This window comes from Sphingobacterium sp. PCS056 (assembly GCF_023273895.1).
Classification (GTDB): Bacteria; Bacteroidota; Bacteroidia; order Sphingobacteriales; family Sphingobacteriaceae; genus Sphingobacterium.
Genome location: NZ_CP096883.1, coordinates 4217793 through 4235228 on the forward strand (window position 1 = coordinate 4217793; position 17436 = coordinate 4235228).

Annotated in this window: 12 protein-coding genes; 2 read left to right on the forward strand and 10 right to left on the reverse strand. The window is 38.3% G+C overall.

The genetic code is table 11. From position 1 onward, the window contains the following. Positions 1-38: 38 nt before the first annotated feature. The 8 genes from MUB18_RS17640 to MUB18_RS17675 all read right to left on the reverse strand — a co-directional run bounded on the left by MUB18_RS17640 (position 39) and on the right by MUB18_RS17675 (position 10486). A complete protein-coding gene (locus tag MUB18_RS17640) occupies positions 39-2495 on the reverse strand; it encodes a glycosyl hydrolase family 95 catalytic domain-containing protein (RefSeq protein WP_248754079.1) in 2457 nt (818 codons plus the stop codon). A 135-nt stretch (positions 2496-2630) separates the two neighbouring features. Then, positions 2631-3476: an alpha/beta hydrolase gene (locus tag MUB18_RS17645; RefSeq protein WP_248754080.1), complete on the reverse strand. Its 846-nt coding sequence runs from the start codon at positions 3474-3476 to the stop codon at positions 2631-2633. Between the two features lie 264 nt (positions 3477-3740). Next, complete coding sequence (locus MUB18_RS17650) at positions 3741-4718, reverse strand: transketolase family protein (protein ID WP_248754081.1); 978 nt, start codon at positions 4716-4718, stop codon at positions 3741-3743. Between the two features lie 101 nt (positions 4719-4819). Beyond that, positions 4820-5671, reverse strand: a complete 852-nt coding sequence (locus MUB18_RS17655) for a transketolase (RefSeq protein ID WP_248754082.1) — start codon at positions 5669-5671, stop codon at positions 4820-4822. An 11-nt stretch (positions 5672-5682) separates the two neighbouring features. Continuing rightward, the gene (gene fsa, locus MUB18_RS17660; protein ID WP_045753032.1) at positions 5683-6348 is read right to left on the reverse strand and encodes a fructose-6-phosphate aldolase; all 666 of its coding nucleotides are present in this window, start codon (positions 6346-6348) and stop codon (positions 5683-5685) included. A 397-nt stretch (positions 6349-6745) separates the two neighbouring features. Then, on the reverse strand, positions 6746-7696 hold the full coding sequence (locus tag MUB18_RS17665; RefSeq protein ID WP_248754083.1) for a hypothetical protein: 951 nt from the start codon (positions 7694-7696) through the stop codon (positions 6746-6748). 188 nt (positions 7697-7884) lie between these two features. Then, on the reverse strand, positions 7885-8517 hold the full coding sequence (locus MUB18_RS17670) for a response regulator (protein ID WP_248754084.1): 633 nt from the start codon (positions 8515-8517) through the stop codon (positions 7885-7887). Continuing rightward, positions 8510-10486 (reverse strand): ATP-binding protein, encoded by a 1977-nt coding sequence (locus MUB18_RS17675; protein WP_248754085.1) that lies wholly within the window; start codon positions 10484-10486, stop codon positions 8510-8512. Before MUB18_RS17675 ends, MUB18_RS17670 begins: the two co-directional genes overlap by 8 nt. 164 nt (positions 10487-10650) lie before the next feature. On the opposite strand from MUB18_RS17675, the gene MUB18_RS17680 reads away from it, so the two are divergent. Next, positions 10651-11127: a hypothetical protein gene (locus MUB18_RS17680; RefSeq protein ID WP_045753028.1), complete on the forward strand. Its 477-nt coding sequence runs from the start codon at positions 10651-10653 to the stop codon at positions 11125-11127. Positions 11128-11292: 165 nt separating this feature from the next. Here MUB18_RS17680 and MUB18_RS17685 read toward each other — a convergent pair whose 3' ends face one another. Further along, positions 11293-11808: a helix-turn-helix transcriptional regulator gene (locus MUB18_RS17685; RefSeq protein WP_248754086.1), complete on the reverse strand. Its 516-nt coding sequence runs from the start codon at positions 11806-11808 to the stop codon at positions 11293-11295. A gap of 177 nt (positions 11809-11985) precedes the next feature. Further along, the gene (locus MUB18_RS17690; RefSeq protein ID WP_248754087.1) at positions 11986-14187 is read right to left on the reverse strand and encodes a two-component regulator propeller domain-containing protein; all 2202 of its coding nucleotides are present in this window, start codon (positions 14185-14187) and stop codon (positions 11986-11988) included. A 172-nt stretch (positions 14188-14359) separates the two neighbouring features. Here MUB18_RS17690 and MUB18_RS17695 point away from each other — a divergent pair, with 172 nt between their 5' ends. After that, complete coding sequence (locus MUB18_RS17695; RefSeq protein ID WP_248754088.1) at positions 14360-17413, forward strand: SusC/RagA family TonB-linked outer membrane protein; 3054 nt, start codon at positions 14360-14362, stop codon at positions 17411-17413. Positions 17414-17436 lie beyond the last annotated feature (23 nt).

The window sequence follows — 17436 nt, forward strand, 5'->3', positions numbered from 1 at the left end:
CAAAGTCGTCTTGATCTCCTTAATTAATTTTTTACTCATTATTGCTGATCATGTACAAAAACATATTTTTCGCCCGCCTGAGTGGGAATATCATATTCATATACTTTTCTCAAATGGTTACCCTTCAAATTGGCCTGTGCTGATACCAGTGCCTCTTTTACCGTGACAGGATTTAACAATACATTTGGATTTTCACCCATTGCTTCCTTCAAGCCTTTTGCGGCCAGTGGCCAATACGATCGCACGCGTAAATTACCGCCAATTTTGGACGTAACTGTCATGTTCTCAATGCTCCCATCTTTCCAGTTCATATCAACATGAAAGCCACCTCTTGCCACCATCCCCACCACAGACCCTTCTCCCCATAAATCGGGTAAAGCGGGTAATACATGAACAGCTCCATCATGACTTTGCATGAGCATTTCGGCTACTCCAGCGCTCAGACCAAAATTGCCATCAATCTGAAATGGAGGGTGTGCGGTAAACATATTGGGATACGTACGCCCCTCTGGATTCATTTTATCAGCTAAAGTCAACATATTGTCAATGATCTGATACGCCTTATTTCCATCAAGCAAACGTGCCCAAAGATTTATTTTCCAACCGATAGACCATCCCGTTGCAAAATCCCCTCTGTACTGCAATGAATTTCTTGCAGCCTCAAACAACTCCGCTGTACGGTATGGAGATATTTGATGGCCAGGATACAATCCATACAAATGTGATACATGCCGATGGTCACTTTTTGGATCATCAAGATCTTCTAACCATTCTTGCAATTGCGTATATCTTCCGACTTGCATAGGAGGTATTTGTCGCGCAGTAGAAACCAATTTAGTCTGATAATCCGGATCCTGACCTAAAATTTCACTCGCCAAGGCAGTACGCGTCAGGATGTCAAATGCCAGTTGATTGTCCATGGTCACTCCAGCAGAAATAGGTCCGTGCTCCGGGGATATAGATGGAGAAATAACAAGCCAATCCGGATGTTTTGGATGAGCAATTAATATGGACAAAATAAAGTCCGAAGCCCCTTTCATCACTGGATATAGCTCCGCTAAGAATTTTTTATCACCCGTGTATAGATAATGTTCCCATATATGTTGCGTTAGCCATGTCCCTCCGGTCGGCCACATACCCGCTGCCGCAAAATCAATTGGGCTTGTTACGCGCCATAGATCTGTATTGTGATGCGTCACCCAACCATCAGCACCATACAATATCCGAGCAGTTTCACGACCACTTTCACTCAACTCTTTAATCATCTGAAACAAAGGCTCATTTGTTTCAGAAAGATTCGTTACTTCGGCAGGCCAATAATTCATTTCGGTATTAATATTGACCGTATATTTGCTGTCCCAAGGTGGATTCATCGATCTATTCCAGATGCCCTGCAAATTTGCCGGCTGGCCACCCGGTTGTGAAGAACAGATCAATAAATAACGTCCAAATTGAACCAATAAGGCCACCAAAGATGGATCTTGCGTGGTCTTGAAATTGTCAATCCGCTCCGTGATAGTCATGTTTTTAGCATCAGCTTTTTCACCAAGATCTAATTTGAATCGTGCAAATTGTTTATTATAAATTGCTATATGCTGCTTAAGTGCTTCTTGAAAGCTCTTTTTTTGTGCTGATGACAATTTACGTGCAGCTCTGCTTGCATGATCGTTATCGACTGTTTTGTAATTCACAAAATTTGTAGCAATCGAAATATACAGCACGACAGAAGTTGCACCCGATACGGTTATTTTATTATTTGTTACCGCGACTATACCATCTTTATTTTTTACAACCGTCTGCTCTTGATAGATAATTTGACCTTTAATCCCCTCATGCGTTGATCCTCTACCTTCCAAAATTAAACTTTCACCTGATTTGAAAACTTGATGATCGGAAGGGTTTGCATATTCCATCTCAAAATTAAGCGCCCCCTTTTTACTTGCTGTAATCTGCATCATAATCACATCATCCGCAAATGACGAAAACACCTGACGGGTGTATGTCACGTCACCTACCGTATAACGAGATCGAGCAACAGCGCTTTCAATATCCAATTCACGGTAATAATTTTGGTATTCTTGGTGGTCTGGAAAATTTAAAATGACACTGCCCCCAGTTTGATAGGGCATGCCATGGGTTTTGGTAAAAAATGATTGATTTATTAATTGATCCGCTTTTTCAGGTTTTCCATCAAAGATTAATTGTCGAACTTCAGGAAGTGCCGCCAAAGCATGATGATTGTCATTTCGATAAGGTCCTCCTGCATAAATCGTTTCTTCATTTAGCTGTAATTCTTCCCGTTGCGGAATACCATAAACCATAGCACCCAAGCGGCCATTTCCTATAGGCAGCGCCTGCTCCCAAATATGATCTAATACCGGTTTATCATACCATAATTTAAGAGCATTCTTATTTTGAGCAAATAACATGCAATTAAACACGGATATAATCCCTATAAAAATCACATTAAAAAAAACAGCTAGTATTAATCTCATAATTTTATTTTGACTACATCGGATTTACCCTTATTTCATCCATGCATTAAACTTATTTCCTATCCATCATCCCAATTATCGCTGGGAGACTCATCAACGATATTGATGTCCTCCATTTAAAGTAGTTTGATAGAATTATTGATGATCTTGATCGCTATTTTTAAACAATAATTGCGAAACTAGATACAGATCATTCTTCCAGACATTAAAATCATGACCTCCAGGTTCGATGTAAAATACATGAGGCACCTGGTGTTTTTCCAAATAATCGTGCGTTCTGTTCGTGATTTGAATTAAACCATCTTGATCTCCACATGAAATCCAAAGTAACTGGAGTTTATCCTTAACTTCCTGTGGATTAGGAATAAGCTCCTCCGGCATACGTGTATTTGGTGCTGAAGAAAAACCACCTACCCAAGCGAATGTATCCAAGTTCCCGAGTCCAAAATTTAAAGCCTGTCCTCCCCCCATAGATAATCCAAACAGCGCACGATTGATCTGACCAGACTTTGCAGGATAATTTTTTTCAACATATGGAATCAAGTCCTGTAATAAATCCCGTTGAAATGTAGCAAAAGCTTCAATTTTATCAGCAGCCATGATGTTGCCGTTTGCACGATCATCTTTCATGGCACGGCCATTTGGCAGTACCACTAACATGGGTTCTAATTTACCTTGGGCATACAGATTGTCCAAGATGATTTGAGGTGTACCATTTTTCAACCATTCATATTCATCACCTCCGATTCCATGTAACAGATAAAGTACGGGATAAGATTTTTTCGGAGAAAAACCCGGAGGCAGATATACTAAAGCACTTCGTTTCGCCTCTACAGTTGATGAAAAATAAAAAATCGTATCGATCTTACCATGTGAAATATCCGATTGATATAAATCAAATCCTGCAGGAGCATGCTTCTGTTGCGCTCTCACTAAGGAAATTGATAGAACTAAAAGTAGTATAATCCATACGTTCTTCATGATCATGTAGTTTATAATTAGGTTTTGACTATTTAATTTCAATAGGCTTTTATTCGGTTTAAATTTTAGAGAAGCACACTTCCAAAGATCCTATCTTGACGATACTTGCTGCATTTATGCATTCCAAAAAATCATAAATCAAATAGTAAAACAGATATATATTGTAATTTAATAATATTGGTTTTATTTAGCTAAAATTATTTTCATTAATTATGCAAATAATTTCCTTTTCAAATAAATATTAAGGAAATATAAGTGGTTATGTTATGCTACTGTTGCATCTTGATATACTTTTCTAGAAAGCACTTTTTTAGTCGCTAATACAATACTAGCTGCATTTAAACCGTATTTTTCCATCAATTGAGCAGGAGTCCCCGATTCACCAAAGCTATCATCTACAGCAACATACTCTTGAGGGGTAGGCTGTTTTTTTGCCAGTAATTGTGCGATACTATCGCCCAAACCTCCCAGACGATTATGTTCTTCAGCTGTAACGACACAACGTGTTTTTCCGACAGAATTCAATACAGCCTCTTCATCCAATGGTTTAATCGTGTGAATATTAATAATTTCTGCATCTATACCTATTTTTTCAAGTTCCTCACCAGCTTGAATTGCTTCCCATACCAGATGTCCAGTTGCAATGATGGTTACATCTTTACCCTCATTAAGCATAACTGCCTTACCGATCTCAAATTCTTGATCTTCTGGTGTAAAAACAGGGACTACTGGTCTTCCAAAACGGAGATAAACTGGTCCATAATATTTCGCAGCAGCAATTGTAGCTGCCTTCGTCTGGTTATAATCACAAGGGTTGATCACCGTCATGCCCGGTAACATCTTCATCAATCCGATATCTTCCAAAATTTGGTGTGTAGCACCGTCTTCGCCAAGCGTCAGGCCTGCATGCGACGCCGCGATCTTAACATTTTTATCAGAATAGGCTATAGATTGACGGATTTGATCATAAACTCTTCCCGTTGAGAAGTTCGCAAAAGTTCCCGTAAACGGAATCTTATTTCCGATCGTTAACCCTGCAGCGATCCCCATCATATTGGCCTCAGCAATACCGATCTGAAAGAATCTTTCAGGAAATTCTTTAATGAAATCATTCATTTTTAATGACCCGATCAGATCAGCACAAAGCGCAACGACATTTGGATCTTTTCTTCCAGCTTCCAATAAACCAGCTCCAAAACCAGATCGTGTATCTTTAGACTCTGTATATGTATATTTTTTCATTTTTTACCCGTATAGAATAGTTTGTATGGATTAATTGGTATTTAGGTTTAAGCAAAACGTCACTAAACTTTAAATACCAATACTTTACATACTAATAATAATTAATAATCACCTAATGTTTCTTGATTCTGAGCTAAAGCGATAGCCAATTGATCGTTATTTGGAGCTACACCATGCCATTTGTGCGAACCCATCATAAAATCGACACCATTCCCCATTTCAGTATGCAATAAAATAATAACAGGCACACCTATATTAGCTTGTGATTTTGCTTCGGAAAGCCCCTCCAGTATAGAAGCAATATCATTTCCATTTTTTATTTCGATGACATGCCAGCCAAAAGCCAACCACTTGGCGGAAAGATTTCCTAGTGACAAAACATCTTGAGTTGCTCCATCAATTTGTGCCCCATTATAATCAATAATAGCGATAAGGTTATCCACTTTATTGTGGGGGGCATACATAGCAGCTTCCCATACTTGACCTTCTTGCAATTCGCCATCACCCATCAGCACATAAATCAAGCCTTTATCGTGATTCAATTTCTTAGCTTGAGCTGCACCAATCGATACAGACAACCCTTGTCCCAAGGAACCTGATGCGATACGAATACCTGGCAATCCCTCATGGGTAGTGGGATGACCTTGCAATCGGGATCCAATCTTACGAAACGATGCCAACTCCGCTACATCAAAATAACCTGCTCTTGCCAATACGCTATAGAAGACAGGTGAAATATGACCATTAGAAAGGAAAAATAAATCTTCCCCTTTTCCATCGAGATCAAATCCCTCCTTTCTATTCATCACTTCAAAATATAAAGCAACCAAAAGCTCCGTACAACCCAAAGATCCTCCAGGATGTCCAGATTGACAGGAGTGAACCATCCGAACAATATCTCTTCGAACCTGAGAAACAATTTCTTCTAGTTCGGAAACACTTTTTTTATTCATTTCCATAACTATTAATTATTTTGATCAGCCACTCGCTTATGATCAGCTAAGAATTGAGCAAGTCCGCTGTCCGTTAAAGGATGTTTTAAAAGAGAAAGAATCGCTGACAAAGGAGATGTAATGACATCAGCACCAATTTTAGCACAGCCTAATATATGCGCACTGTTGCGTACAGAAGCGGCTAATATTTGCGTTGAAAATCCATAGTTATCATATATTTCACGAATTTCATTGATAAGACCGAGGCCATCGACAGAGATGTCATCTAAGCGGCCAATAAATGGAGACACATAAGTTGCACCCGCCTTTGCTGCCAACAAGGCTTGTCCTGCAGAAAACACTAATGTACAGTTCGTTTTGATACCCTTTTTACTGAAATATTTAATAGCCCTTATCCCATCTTTGGTCATCGGTACTTTAACCACTATTTTAGTATTTAAAGAAGCCAACTCCTCCCCTTCGTAAATCATACCTGCATAGTCCGTCGCAATCACTTCGGCACTTACATCCCCATCCACTATGGCACATATATCAAGGTAATGTTTCTGAACATGGTCATCTCCACTAATCCCCTCTTTTGCCATTAATGTAGGGTTGGTCGTCACACCATCCAATACCCCGAAGTCTTGGGCTTCTTGAATATCCTTCAAGTTAGCTGTGTCAATAAAAAATTTCATTTATCAATTTAAGTTTAGTTGTTTATTGTTGGTCAACAATTAGCAGATGAAAAATCTCTAATTGTATAACAAAACTATATGATTGGGCGCTTATACAATGAAACAGATCTTAAAAATAAGGGTAAAAATGTTTAAAACATCCTCCCAAATCCTTTAAAACAGCACTTAATCAAGTACTGTGTCTACAAATAGCATCTATACCTCCTAAATTACAATATAGGCTCCTACATCAAATTTTCTTTCAAACAGGTTTAGAGACAACTAAGAATTGGAGTGAAAACTATACGCTACAAATAGAAAAAGTGACGTCGGTTGACGTCACTTTTTAATCTCATCGAATACTATGATAAATTGAAAAGTACTGAAAAATACAGTGTGCTAGATCAGTTTTTCTTCTTTATATGGGCAAATCCACACGGACACCATTCTTCCAGTAACAGGGTTTATAATTGACAGGAACGTCACCAGTAGAACCCGTTACATAAACGTCTTCTCCATCAATATAAATCCCAGAAGCCTGCGCATTATCTTCCAGTTCATACAGAGTACCATTTTTCCAATAGCAGGCAGTATGTCGTGTACTATTGGATTGATATTTATTAATCAAACCGACCGCATAAATATCATTTTTAGATTGTGTGATTTGCAAAACTTCCCCATATCGATCATCCAATATAACCAGTTCCTGATTTTTCCAATAAACCGGGAAACCACAGTTACCCCCTACATAAACCGTATTTTCATTACTTTGAAAAATAGCGGTAACTTCTTTAAAGATTCCTTTATTCGGTAGAGGCAAAGCAAGAGGACCCGACACTCCGTCCCAAAAGAAGGGTTTGCTAATCGCTAAAGAACCGCTTCCATTAACTTTTGAAACTTTGCCAAACATGCCTGCAAAAATAGGTTTATCCTTATAGATCCCGATCGTCCTCAATACCCCCACACTATCACTCTCCATTTTTAACCGAACACTATTTTGATAAAAGTACATGACGGTATCCAACAGATAACTTCCCTGATCCAGCTGATAGGAATCCTTGCCCCCTATCTGATTTTTATATTCATAATTTATTTTACCCAGATCATCAATCGCTTTACGATATAAGGTTCCTTTCGCAAGATGTTGATCAAACTTAGTTTGACTTGTCTTCACTCCATCCAACCAGTAAACAGTACCACGCTCTCCCCCTAAAGATCGATAACCACTGATGGCAACATGTCCTTCATGAACGATAATGGACAATCCATTACTAAACCGCTCCTGATTGTCTTCAGATTTTTTACAAGAAACAATTAAAAATAAAATTAAAGATAGGGCTAAAAGTCGACTGATAGAGATCTGATTCATTTCCGATGAAACTTATGATGATTAAAATTGATTACTAGTATTGTCAAAGTTAAATAAAAATAGAATAAATCAAAGCTTTATAGCAAGTCATCTTCCTTAACCACACTCGATCGCAATTAAAGAGCAGATTAAATACAAGAAATGAACAAAAATGAGATACTGAAATAATTATAATAGCTTGTATATTTCTAAATCAATTTGTTTTCTGTAGCGATCTTGACCAATTCAATCATGTTTTTCGCCTGAAATTTTTTTAATAAATTTCGACGGTGTGTCTCTACCGTGATAATTGAAATAAACAGATTTTCAGCGATTACTGCTGAGGTATGCCCATTGGCAATAGCTTGTAAAATCTGTTGTTCCCGCTTGGTCAATCTAGGGATTTCAACCGTATTTTTAGTCGGACGCAACAAGATCTGCTGCACCTCTTTACTTAAAGCTAAATCCCCATGCAGTGCTTTTTCGATACATGCAATAATCTCTTCTGAATCCGCATTTTTTAAAATATAGCCATTTCCGCCATTTTCTAAAAAGCGAAAAATCATACTGCGCTCTGCTTGGTTGCTGATACCCAAGACAATAGTACGTGGCGAACTTTGTTTGATTATTTTACAAAAATCAAGCCCGCTACCATCACTTAAAATAATATCCAACAATACAATATCCACCTTATTCTCTTGAATAAAGTCAACGATAGCAGTGCCCTTTGTAAATGAAAAGATTTGAAATTTGTCTTCATGTTGTAAGAGCGATTTCAATCCTTCCAAAATCATGGGATGATCATCAACAATGGCCAGATTGAGGCTATTTTTATTAAACATAACACTCGATATTTATAGTCGTTCCTTCACCCTTTGATGAAATGATATCAACCCTTCCGTTAACTAATCGGACGCGATTTTCAATATTTCTTAATCCCAAACCTTCCGTAATCTCTTTTTTATCAAATCCAATTCCATTATCTTCGATCGTGAGCTGTAGCAGATTATTATTCTGACTGATCTGCACGATAATATTGCTGGCTTGGGCATATTTCAATGCATTACCGATACTTTCTTGGGTAATACGGTAAAGCGCCAACTGTGTTTGAAAGGGGATATTTTCAGTTAAATCAAAAGCCTCAAATTGAATAGGAAGATTTTTGTGGCTCATCGACTCACACAATTCTGTTAATGCGATCTCCAATCCTAGATTTTTCAATGTTTCAGGCATCAGGTTTCTCGAAATTCTGCGCATTTCGGAAATAGAACGATCCAACTTTTGAATAATATCATTTGATTGATCTATACTTCCGACGGGGTCTTTTGAAATCGTCATTCTGATATTCGCCAGCATGCCCCCCATACTATCATGAAGATCCTGAGCAATGCGCTGCCGCTCCTGCTCTTCGCCCTTCAAAATAGCTTGTGTAGCCTCATATTTCCTTTCGTCCTCGATACGCCTTAACTGTTGCCGATGACTTACACTGATTTGATCATTGAGTTTTTGTTGATTTGTATAATTGAGAAAAGCCAGCAACGCAATCACCAAACTTAAACCAAGTGCGATCCCTAAAAGTGTCGTCCGTAGGCTTTTATTACGAGCAATAAGTTGATTTTCTTTTTTTTCTTGTTCCAAACGATTGATCGTTTGTTGTTTGACAGAAGTTTGATGCAAGATCTCATACTCATTCATCTTTTCCAATAATTGCTGCTTCTGAATGCTATCAGTCAATACGCTGGATTCCTTCATCCAATGATAAGCTTCTTTATAATCACCCAAAAATTCGTTTACAGATGCCAATTGCGTCAGAACAATTTTGCGGTTTATTCCTTCCCTTGTCAAAATTCCCTCTTTCAAAATTCCTTCCATCAAAGCCTTCGCTTTTTTGTAATCCTTTTGTACAAGGTAAATATTATACATCCGGAAATTTAACATCTGCAACATTTTGAGTTGCTTTTTATGCTTAGCGAATGTAATTCCTTTGCGCAGATTTTCCAGTGCTGGTTCAACCTGCTGTATTGTCGTATAGTACATGGCCACCTGATAGTAATAATTGGCAGCATGTTGCGTATTTGGATGTTGCTGGATCAGTAGTGTTGCTTTATCCAGGTAGCGCTTCGCGGTCTTACTATCAGGCATGTAGCAATAATTGCTCACCATATTGAGATAAGTAAGCAGGTGAACCGTGTTCTGTGGTCCAATCTGATGGATTTTTTCCAGTGCTTTTTGATGGTATTCGTCGGCTTTATTAAAATCTCCAACAGACATAAAAGTCAAGCCTAGCTGCGTGTAACAAAAAGCCAAAAGTTCTTTATTTCCACTTTTATCACTCAGAGGAATACATTTCTCTGTCAATGTTTTTACTAAGAAATCATATCCCTTTTCAGGCACTTGAATGTAAGCGTAATTGTACCAAGATTTAATCAATATCTCTGTATTTTGAGGTTCTTTCTCCAAGATACGGATAGCTTCTTCATACAGATTTTTAGCTTTGGTTTTATCCCCCTGATTCGTATAGAAAACAGCTTGATAATAATCTAGAAGACCGCTACTCAATATATGTTTACCTTTTGAATGCAAAACAGCATCAAGCGACTGCCTGCTTTTTAGACTATCTGTAGGAGCCCAATATTCGGAAAGCAAAAGAGAGTTATTCAGTCGTATACTATCCGTATCACCTGATTTGATGAGGTTATTTATTTGTTTTAAGTACAGCTCTTCATCTAAAGGAATGAGTTGCTGTGCTTTGCTGTTATTGATAAGGATGAAAATTAAAAAAAAGAATACTAAAAAAAAACGCTTAAACATCGATCTACAATTTATACAACAAATATCAAAATAAAAAGAAGGCTATTTTCATCTCCCGAAAAAATCATGGTAAACCATTAGAAATTAAATCAGGGTTTAGGATGATTGTTCCAATAGGGCAATCTGTTGAAATTTGTTCATACAAAATACAAAAAAATACAGTTATGAAAAAAGTAAATGCTAAAATAGCCCTTTTAGGAGTTTTATCCCTACTCACATTTGGATCACTGACTACGAGTTGTAGCAAAGACAACGATAATAGTGAAGTTGTACCTAAAGGAAGTAATTATAAAATTACAGTAACATTAAGCAACGTAAATCAAGATCGCGATTATGTATCGGTAGTTGTTGCAGGTGGAACTTCAGCTGGAAAAAATGATGTATGGAAAGTAAACGGGGTGGTCAAAACCGGAGAATCAGCGATAGGTTTAAGTAAGACGGATTTCATTGGCGGAACCAAAACTTACGTTATTGAAACAACGCAGCCTATTCAGGCATTTTCTGGTGGTGTACAAATTATCAATTATGGTGAAGACCTACCTGTTAACTACAAAATTGAAGTAGACGGAACCGTTAAGGTCAATGAAAATCCAACCCTATCTGGTGACGGTGCTAACTTAACGAAACAATATTCGTTTTAAAAAAGATCACTGTTAAAAAACTATATTTTCTAATGAATACAATGACTATGGACGTACGGTCCATAGTCAAATTTCGATTAAGCCTTTCCAATAAAAGACCACCCAAAAGATGAAATTCATAACCATAGCTATTTCCTAGCTGACTGAAGCTCATATCCTAGTAGATCAGATTTCATTCAAGAAATCACTTAATGATTGATCTTTTCCAACCGGCAATTTTTTACGTAATCGATAACGGTGAATTTCGACACCCCTGACCGTAATATTTTGCAATTGCGCGATTTGCTTGGTCGTGAAATTCAGCTTTAAATAGGCACACACTTTTAAATCATTACGTGATAGTCCCGAGTGGTTGGACTTTAGCTTATTCAAAAAACCATCATTGAGCTCATCGAAATGAGAGGCGAATTGATCCCAATTTGCACTATTTTTCTCCACATCTTTCAATAAACTATGGACACGTTTTAAATCAGATGACTCTTCCTCTCCGATTTCTAATTTTGCCAATTCGTCACGGACTTTGACTAGAGTTCCAGAATTTTCTAATAATTTCATACTTGCACTTGCCAACTCCTTGGTTTTGAGCAACACTTCTTGTTCTAGTTTCTCATTATTGAGTTTTACGATTTCCTTTTCGCTTTTTTCGATTTCAAGTTGATGGATGTACCGAAGCTGTTCCATTTTCTTTTCATATTGGAGACGCTGTCTTTTCCATATTTGTTTTTGTATCGTGAAAAAACCATATACAGCAAACCCACCTAAGATGACATATATAAACTTTGCCCAAAAACTTAGATACCAAGGCGGTAAAATTGTAAAACCATAAGACGATACTTCGGAGATCTGATTGAGATTATTTCAAATTTTCACTTGAAAACGGTAGTGACCACTCGGAAGATTGGTGTATGATTTTTCAGAAACATGAGCCCATGGAGACCAATTTTCGTCATACCCGACCAGTTGATAACTAAACTCCACATGTTCATGGATTCCATAACTTGGCGATGAAAAAGCAAATTGAAAAGAATTCAAATTAGAAGCTAGTTGTGGCTCTTCAGCATTCAATTTCTTATCATTGCCGCTTAAATTTTTAGGAAAATATCCTGCAAAAATAATACTATCACGACTGGATTTTACAGTTACATGTGATAACAGTACCGTTGGTTTACGTGCTTCTTTGATATACTTTTCATAGTTAAGGTGAATAATTCCTTTTTCCGCAACGATATAGATATTATTTTTATCATACGTATTGATATGATCAAAGCCAGAGGTATTCATTCCTTCCATTTCAGGAAATTTGACCAGCTGATACGTTTTCCCCTTTGGATCAAATTGTGCTACTCCTACAGATTTGTTTGTACAAAACCAGATATTTCCATCTTGATCTTCTTTTAAATAACGAATCGTAAGCCCATCAAATACTTTAAAATCAAGTGCAGGTACAAAAACATGCTTACCATAATCATACCTGTAAAGCCCCTTTTCTGTTGCAAATACAACTTGATCTTTGATCTTAAACACGAAGTTTTGATAATCAGAGGGCAAACCATTTTTTTTAGTAAATAGATCTGCTTGATACGATTGTCTATCTGCTGCGAGTCGCATGCGGTAAATACCCCGATAGGGATGTGATGCCCAGATTGTTTTTCGATCATCCTGCTCTATAAAACGATAAGAATCAAGTATCCCACGCAGCTGTCCTCCAGAATGAAAGCTACCTTGTTCATAATGAAGTAACTCAAAACCCTGATAAGTCCCCACGAGAGCGTGATCTACCGGAAATACCGAGCTTAAAGGCAATACATTCCAAATCCCGGTCCGATTGGATATGGGGATTAAAGATTGATCTTTTACCTGAAAAAGCCCCTTATTATGTCCAAGTAATAAGTGACCATTTAATTCTTTTAAGAGCCATGCCTCTCCACCATCACTTTTTGGAAAAAGCGAAAATGAGCTCAATGAACGACTTTGGTCTTTCATTCCTTTGGTAATAGGAGCCACATAAACTCCATTTGAAGAAGATAAATATAATTTATAATCAAAAATTAAGGAAGATAAACCAGTGACATCATTTTCAAGATTTGGTCTCAGATACCGTAAGGCAGATCCGTAGGAAATCACCGAAATGCAATTGTCACTCGCCACCCAAATATACTGCTGTTGATCCACAAATACTGCGGAAATATTCTTGTTCTGTAATCCTTCTCTTACACCGATACGTTGTATAGTCTTGCCATTGATATGACGTATGTGGCAACCATCTTTTGCATTGCCAATCACAAAGGTTGAATCATCAATTCGAGCTGAGGATGGTGTATAACTATCCTCCCAACCCTCCTTATTTAATCGGATTAAAGCCCTGTCTTTCAACTCATAATTCTGATTATTTAAAGTTGAGATAACAATCCGATCTTTACCTAGTGGTATCATGGCAGATATCTTCATATCGGTATAAGGTAAAGCCACGAGCAGTGGGGACCAATGATGGTTACGGTAGACCAATAGTCCATTTTTTTTATCTTGTGCAAATAATGATTCCCCGACCTTGCCCATAAAATACCATTCAGCAGCTGCAGGGTGCACCGTTATTTTTTGACCTTTAAATTCAAAAATCACATTAGTCGCTCTAAAAAAAACAGACTGCCCAAATGAAATGGTATTCCAGATATCGGCAAAATTACGGTATTCTTCAGGTATCAGTGCTTTTAATGAGGTATAGGTCAATCCTCCCTGTTGAGCAGGTTCAAAGTAACCGAACTCTCCTTGACCACCTACATAAATACGGTCATGGTCATCAATCCATAAGGACCGAATGATGGTATGATTAGGTAAAGCATAAGATTTCCAATATCTCCCGTCAAAAGTAATCAGCCCTTCACTATTGCCAAAATATAGGATTCCCCTACTATCTTGTTTGATATCCCAAGTACGGCTTCCCCCTTGATATATAGTTTTATTGTAGTTATTCACGAGAGGTAACCCAATTAACTGTTGCCCAGCTGAGGTAATCGGTAAAAAAAAAGAAGCAATAAGATACAGTATAAAAAGGTATTTCATAAAAGATTAATAATCGGGTTGACGTAAACTTGACGTACCCCAAATATACCGAATTTTATATCATAAACCCAATATGATGTAGTGTTGAAGTAGTGGAAAAATTTAACTTACGCCGATCTAAGTCTAATTTTGGGCTAATTATAAACAGTCCTAAATTTTTAATTTATCAAGCATGAGAAATAATGTTAGCATCATGGCAAGTGTTGCTCTTCTGTCTTGCCTTACCAATCCAGTAAGTGCACAGAGCAGAACGATTACAGGTAAAGTCACCAATGAACAGGGGATTCCTCTTGTGGCCAGTATTACCGTATCCGGAGATTCCAAAATTGGAACAAGTAGCAACGAAAATGGAGATTTCACAATCGTTATCCCTCAAAGATCAAGTTATTTGATGGTCTCTTCGCTGGGCTATGAAACAAAAACTGTAGCCATTACAGGCAATTCAGTGACCATCCAATTAAAAGCGAATACCGATTTTAATCTCGATGAAGTCGTCGTCGTAGGGTACGGTACACAAAGAAAAGGCGATCTCACCGCACCAATTTCAACGGTCAATATGCAAGATATGGCCAAACGTACCGTTTCTAATCCCATGGATGCCCTCCAAGGTGCCGTTACAGGAGTACAGATTGTCAGCTCGGGAGCGCCTGGATCTACACCATCAGTACGGGTCCGCGGAGTAGGATCATTTAATAATGAAAGTCCTTTGTATGTGGTCGATGGTATGTTTATGGACAATATTGACTTCCTAAACCCCAACGATATAGCCGACATCTCTATTTTAAAAGATGCATCTGGAGCAGCGATATATGGGGTTCGTGCCGCAAATGGGGTCATTCTAGTCACGACCAAAAAAGGGAGTTTAAATATGAAATCCCGAGTAACTTACAATGGTTTTGCCGGATTTCAGACACCAACCAACATTCTAAAAATGGCAAATGCGCAGCAGTATGCTCATTATGCTACAGCCACAGGAAATGGTGCATTTGTAAAAAATTCAGTTGAAAAATTTGGTGGCACAGAGACCAATCCAGCGATGGATACGGATTGGTTCAATGAGCTGCTACGCTCAAAAGCATTAATAACCAATCACAATGTCGATGTCATGGGCGGAAGTGAAAAGATAAGCTATGCGTTTGGACTCAACTACGTCAAACAAGAAGGCATCATGGATGCTAAAAACAATAACCAAAAATTTAACATGCGCATGCAGGCTGATGCCAAAGTCACAGATTGGTTAAAAGTTGGATTCATGGCACATTTAAATAACTTTAAATCCTACCATCCCAATAATGCTGCTTTCCGTCAGGCCTATTTTGCTACTCCGCTATACCCGGTGTATGATCCTTCCCTCGAACTTTCAAAACCGGAAAAATTTGGATCTAGCACAGCGATCGGTATGCAATCGGGATTTTGGTACAATAATCCTATCGCTACCGCCTTCTATAACAACAATCAAACAAAAGGATTCCAGATCCTACCGAGTTTTTACGTAGAAGCAGAATTGTGGAAAGACAAGATTACGTTCAAATCACAGCTCAGCCAACGGTACCAATCCACACATAACATCGGTTATAATCCCATTTATTATATCGATAATGACCAGCGAAACGACCGATCTTTTCTACGATCTGCACAGGCACGTAACAACAACTATATCTTAGACAATTTACTGACCTACAAAGATCAAGCTGGAAAACACCACTGGACAGTGCTTTTGGGGCAATCTTCACGTGAAGAACGCTGGCGCGAAACCTGGGTACAGGCCAATGATGTACCCGAATCGGAAGAATTTTGGTATGTAGGCGTGGGTGCCCAAGGTATAGGTTCAGCTACTGGATATGGCGAAAATGGATCTCGAAATGCAGGGGTATCCTATTTTACAAGAGGAACATATGACTATGACAACAAATATTTATTGACCGCCACTTTCCGTGCCGATGGAAGTTCTAAATATCAAACGAAATGGGGATATTTTCCATCCGTAGGATTAGGATGGGTATTGACCAAGGAAAAGTTTATGGAAAATCAGACGCTTTTCAATCAGTTAAAAATACGCGGAAGCTGGGGTAAGTTAGGAAATGACGGTATCCAACCCAATGCAGGGTATGCAACCGTATATTCAGGGAATAATTTTTCAGGAATATTTGGTAGTGAGGGTACAACAAACGGCACAAGAATACCTGGTTATCGCATCGGTAGATTCTTCTCTCCAGTACGCTGGGAGGTCGTGGAAGAATGGGATGGCGGTCTAGATTTTGCTTTATTGAACAATCGCTTGAGCGGTACTGTTGATTACTACCACAGAACGACTCATGATCTGGCTTTCAGCAGACCAATTCCATTTTCTTGGGATCGTGTATATGGAAACTGGGGCAGTGTAGCCAACAGTGGATGGGAAGTCGGACTTCAATGGAAAGATAAAATTGGAGCATTAGGCTATGCTATTGCCGGAAATGTAACCACATTAAAAAATACAATCAAAAATCTGGGAGGATTAGAAAATATCATGAACGGCTACCCAGAATGGTCAGCGGAATTCCCGGCAAGAATCCAGATCAACGAGCCGATCAACTATTATTATGGATATGAAGTCGCAGGAGTCTATCAAAATCAGGCGCAGATCGATGCCGACCCCATCGCAAGTGCATACAATAAACAGAATCCAAACTCCCCTATTGTACCAGGTTATTTCCAATACAAAGACCAAAATAATAATGGAGAACTGGATGAAAACGACCGTATCAATTTAGGAAACTACCTTCCCAAGATCACATACGGTTTCAATCTAGCATTCGATTACAAAAAATTTGATATGAGTATCGCCTTCCAAGGTGTAAGTGGCAACAAAATCCATAATCTCAACCGAGCGATGAGAAGAAAATACAATCAAATGAATGTTGATGCAGCGTTTGTTGAAAATCTATGGACCGGTGAAGGCACTAGCAATACCCATCCATCCGCAGCAGGCTCTGTCGCATCATGGAACCTACAGGCAAGTTCATTCTTTGTCGAAAGCGGTGCTTACCTGCGCGTTCAAAACATTCAATTGGGCTATAATTTTGACTTTCCAAAACTACCGACCCGCATATTCGTCACAGCAGATCGGCCTTTTATGTTTACCAAATATAATGGTTTTACACCAGAAGTATCGGGAATGGGATTTGATGCCAATGTATATCCAATTGCATCCACATACAGCCTAGGAGTCAAAGTTTCATTTTAATTTTTAACCCTTACTTTTTTAAT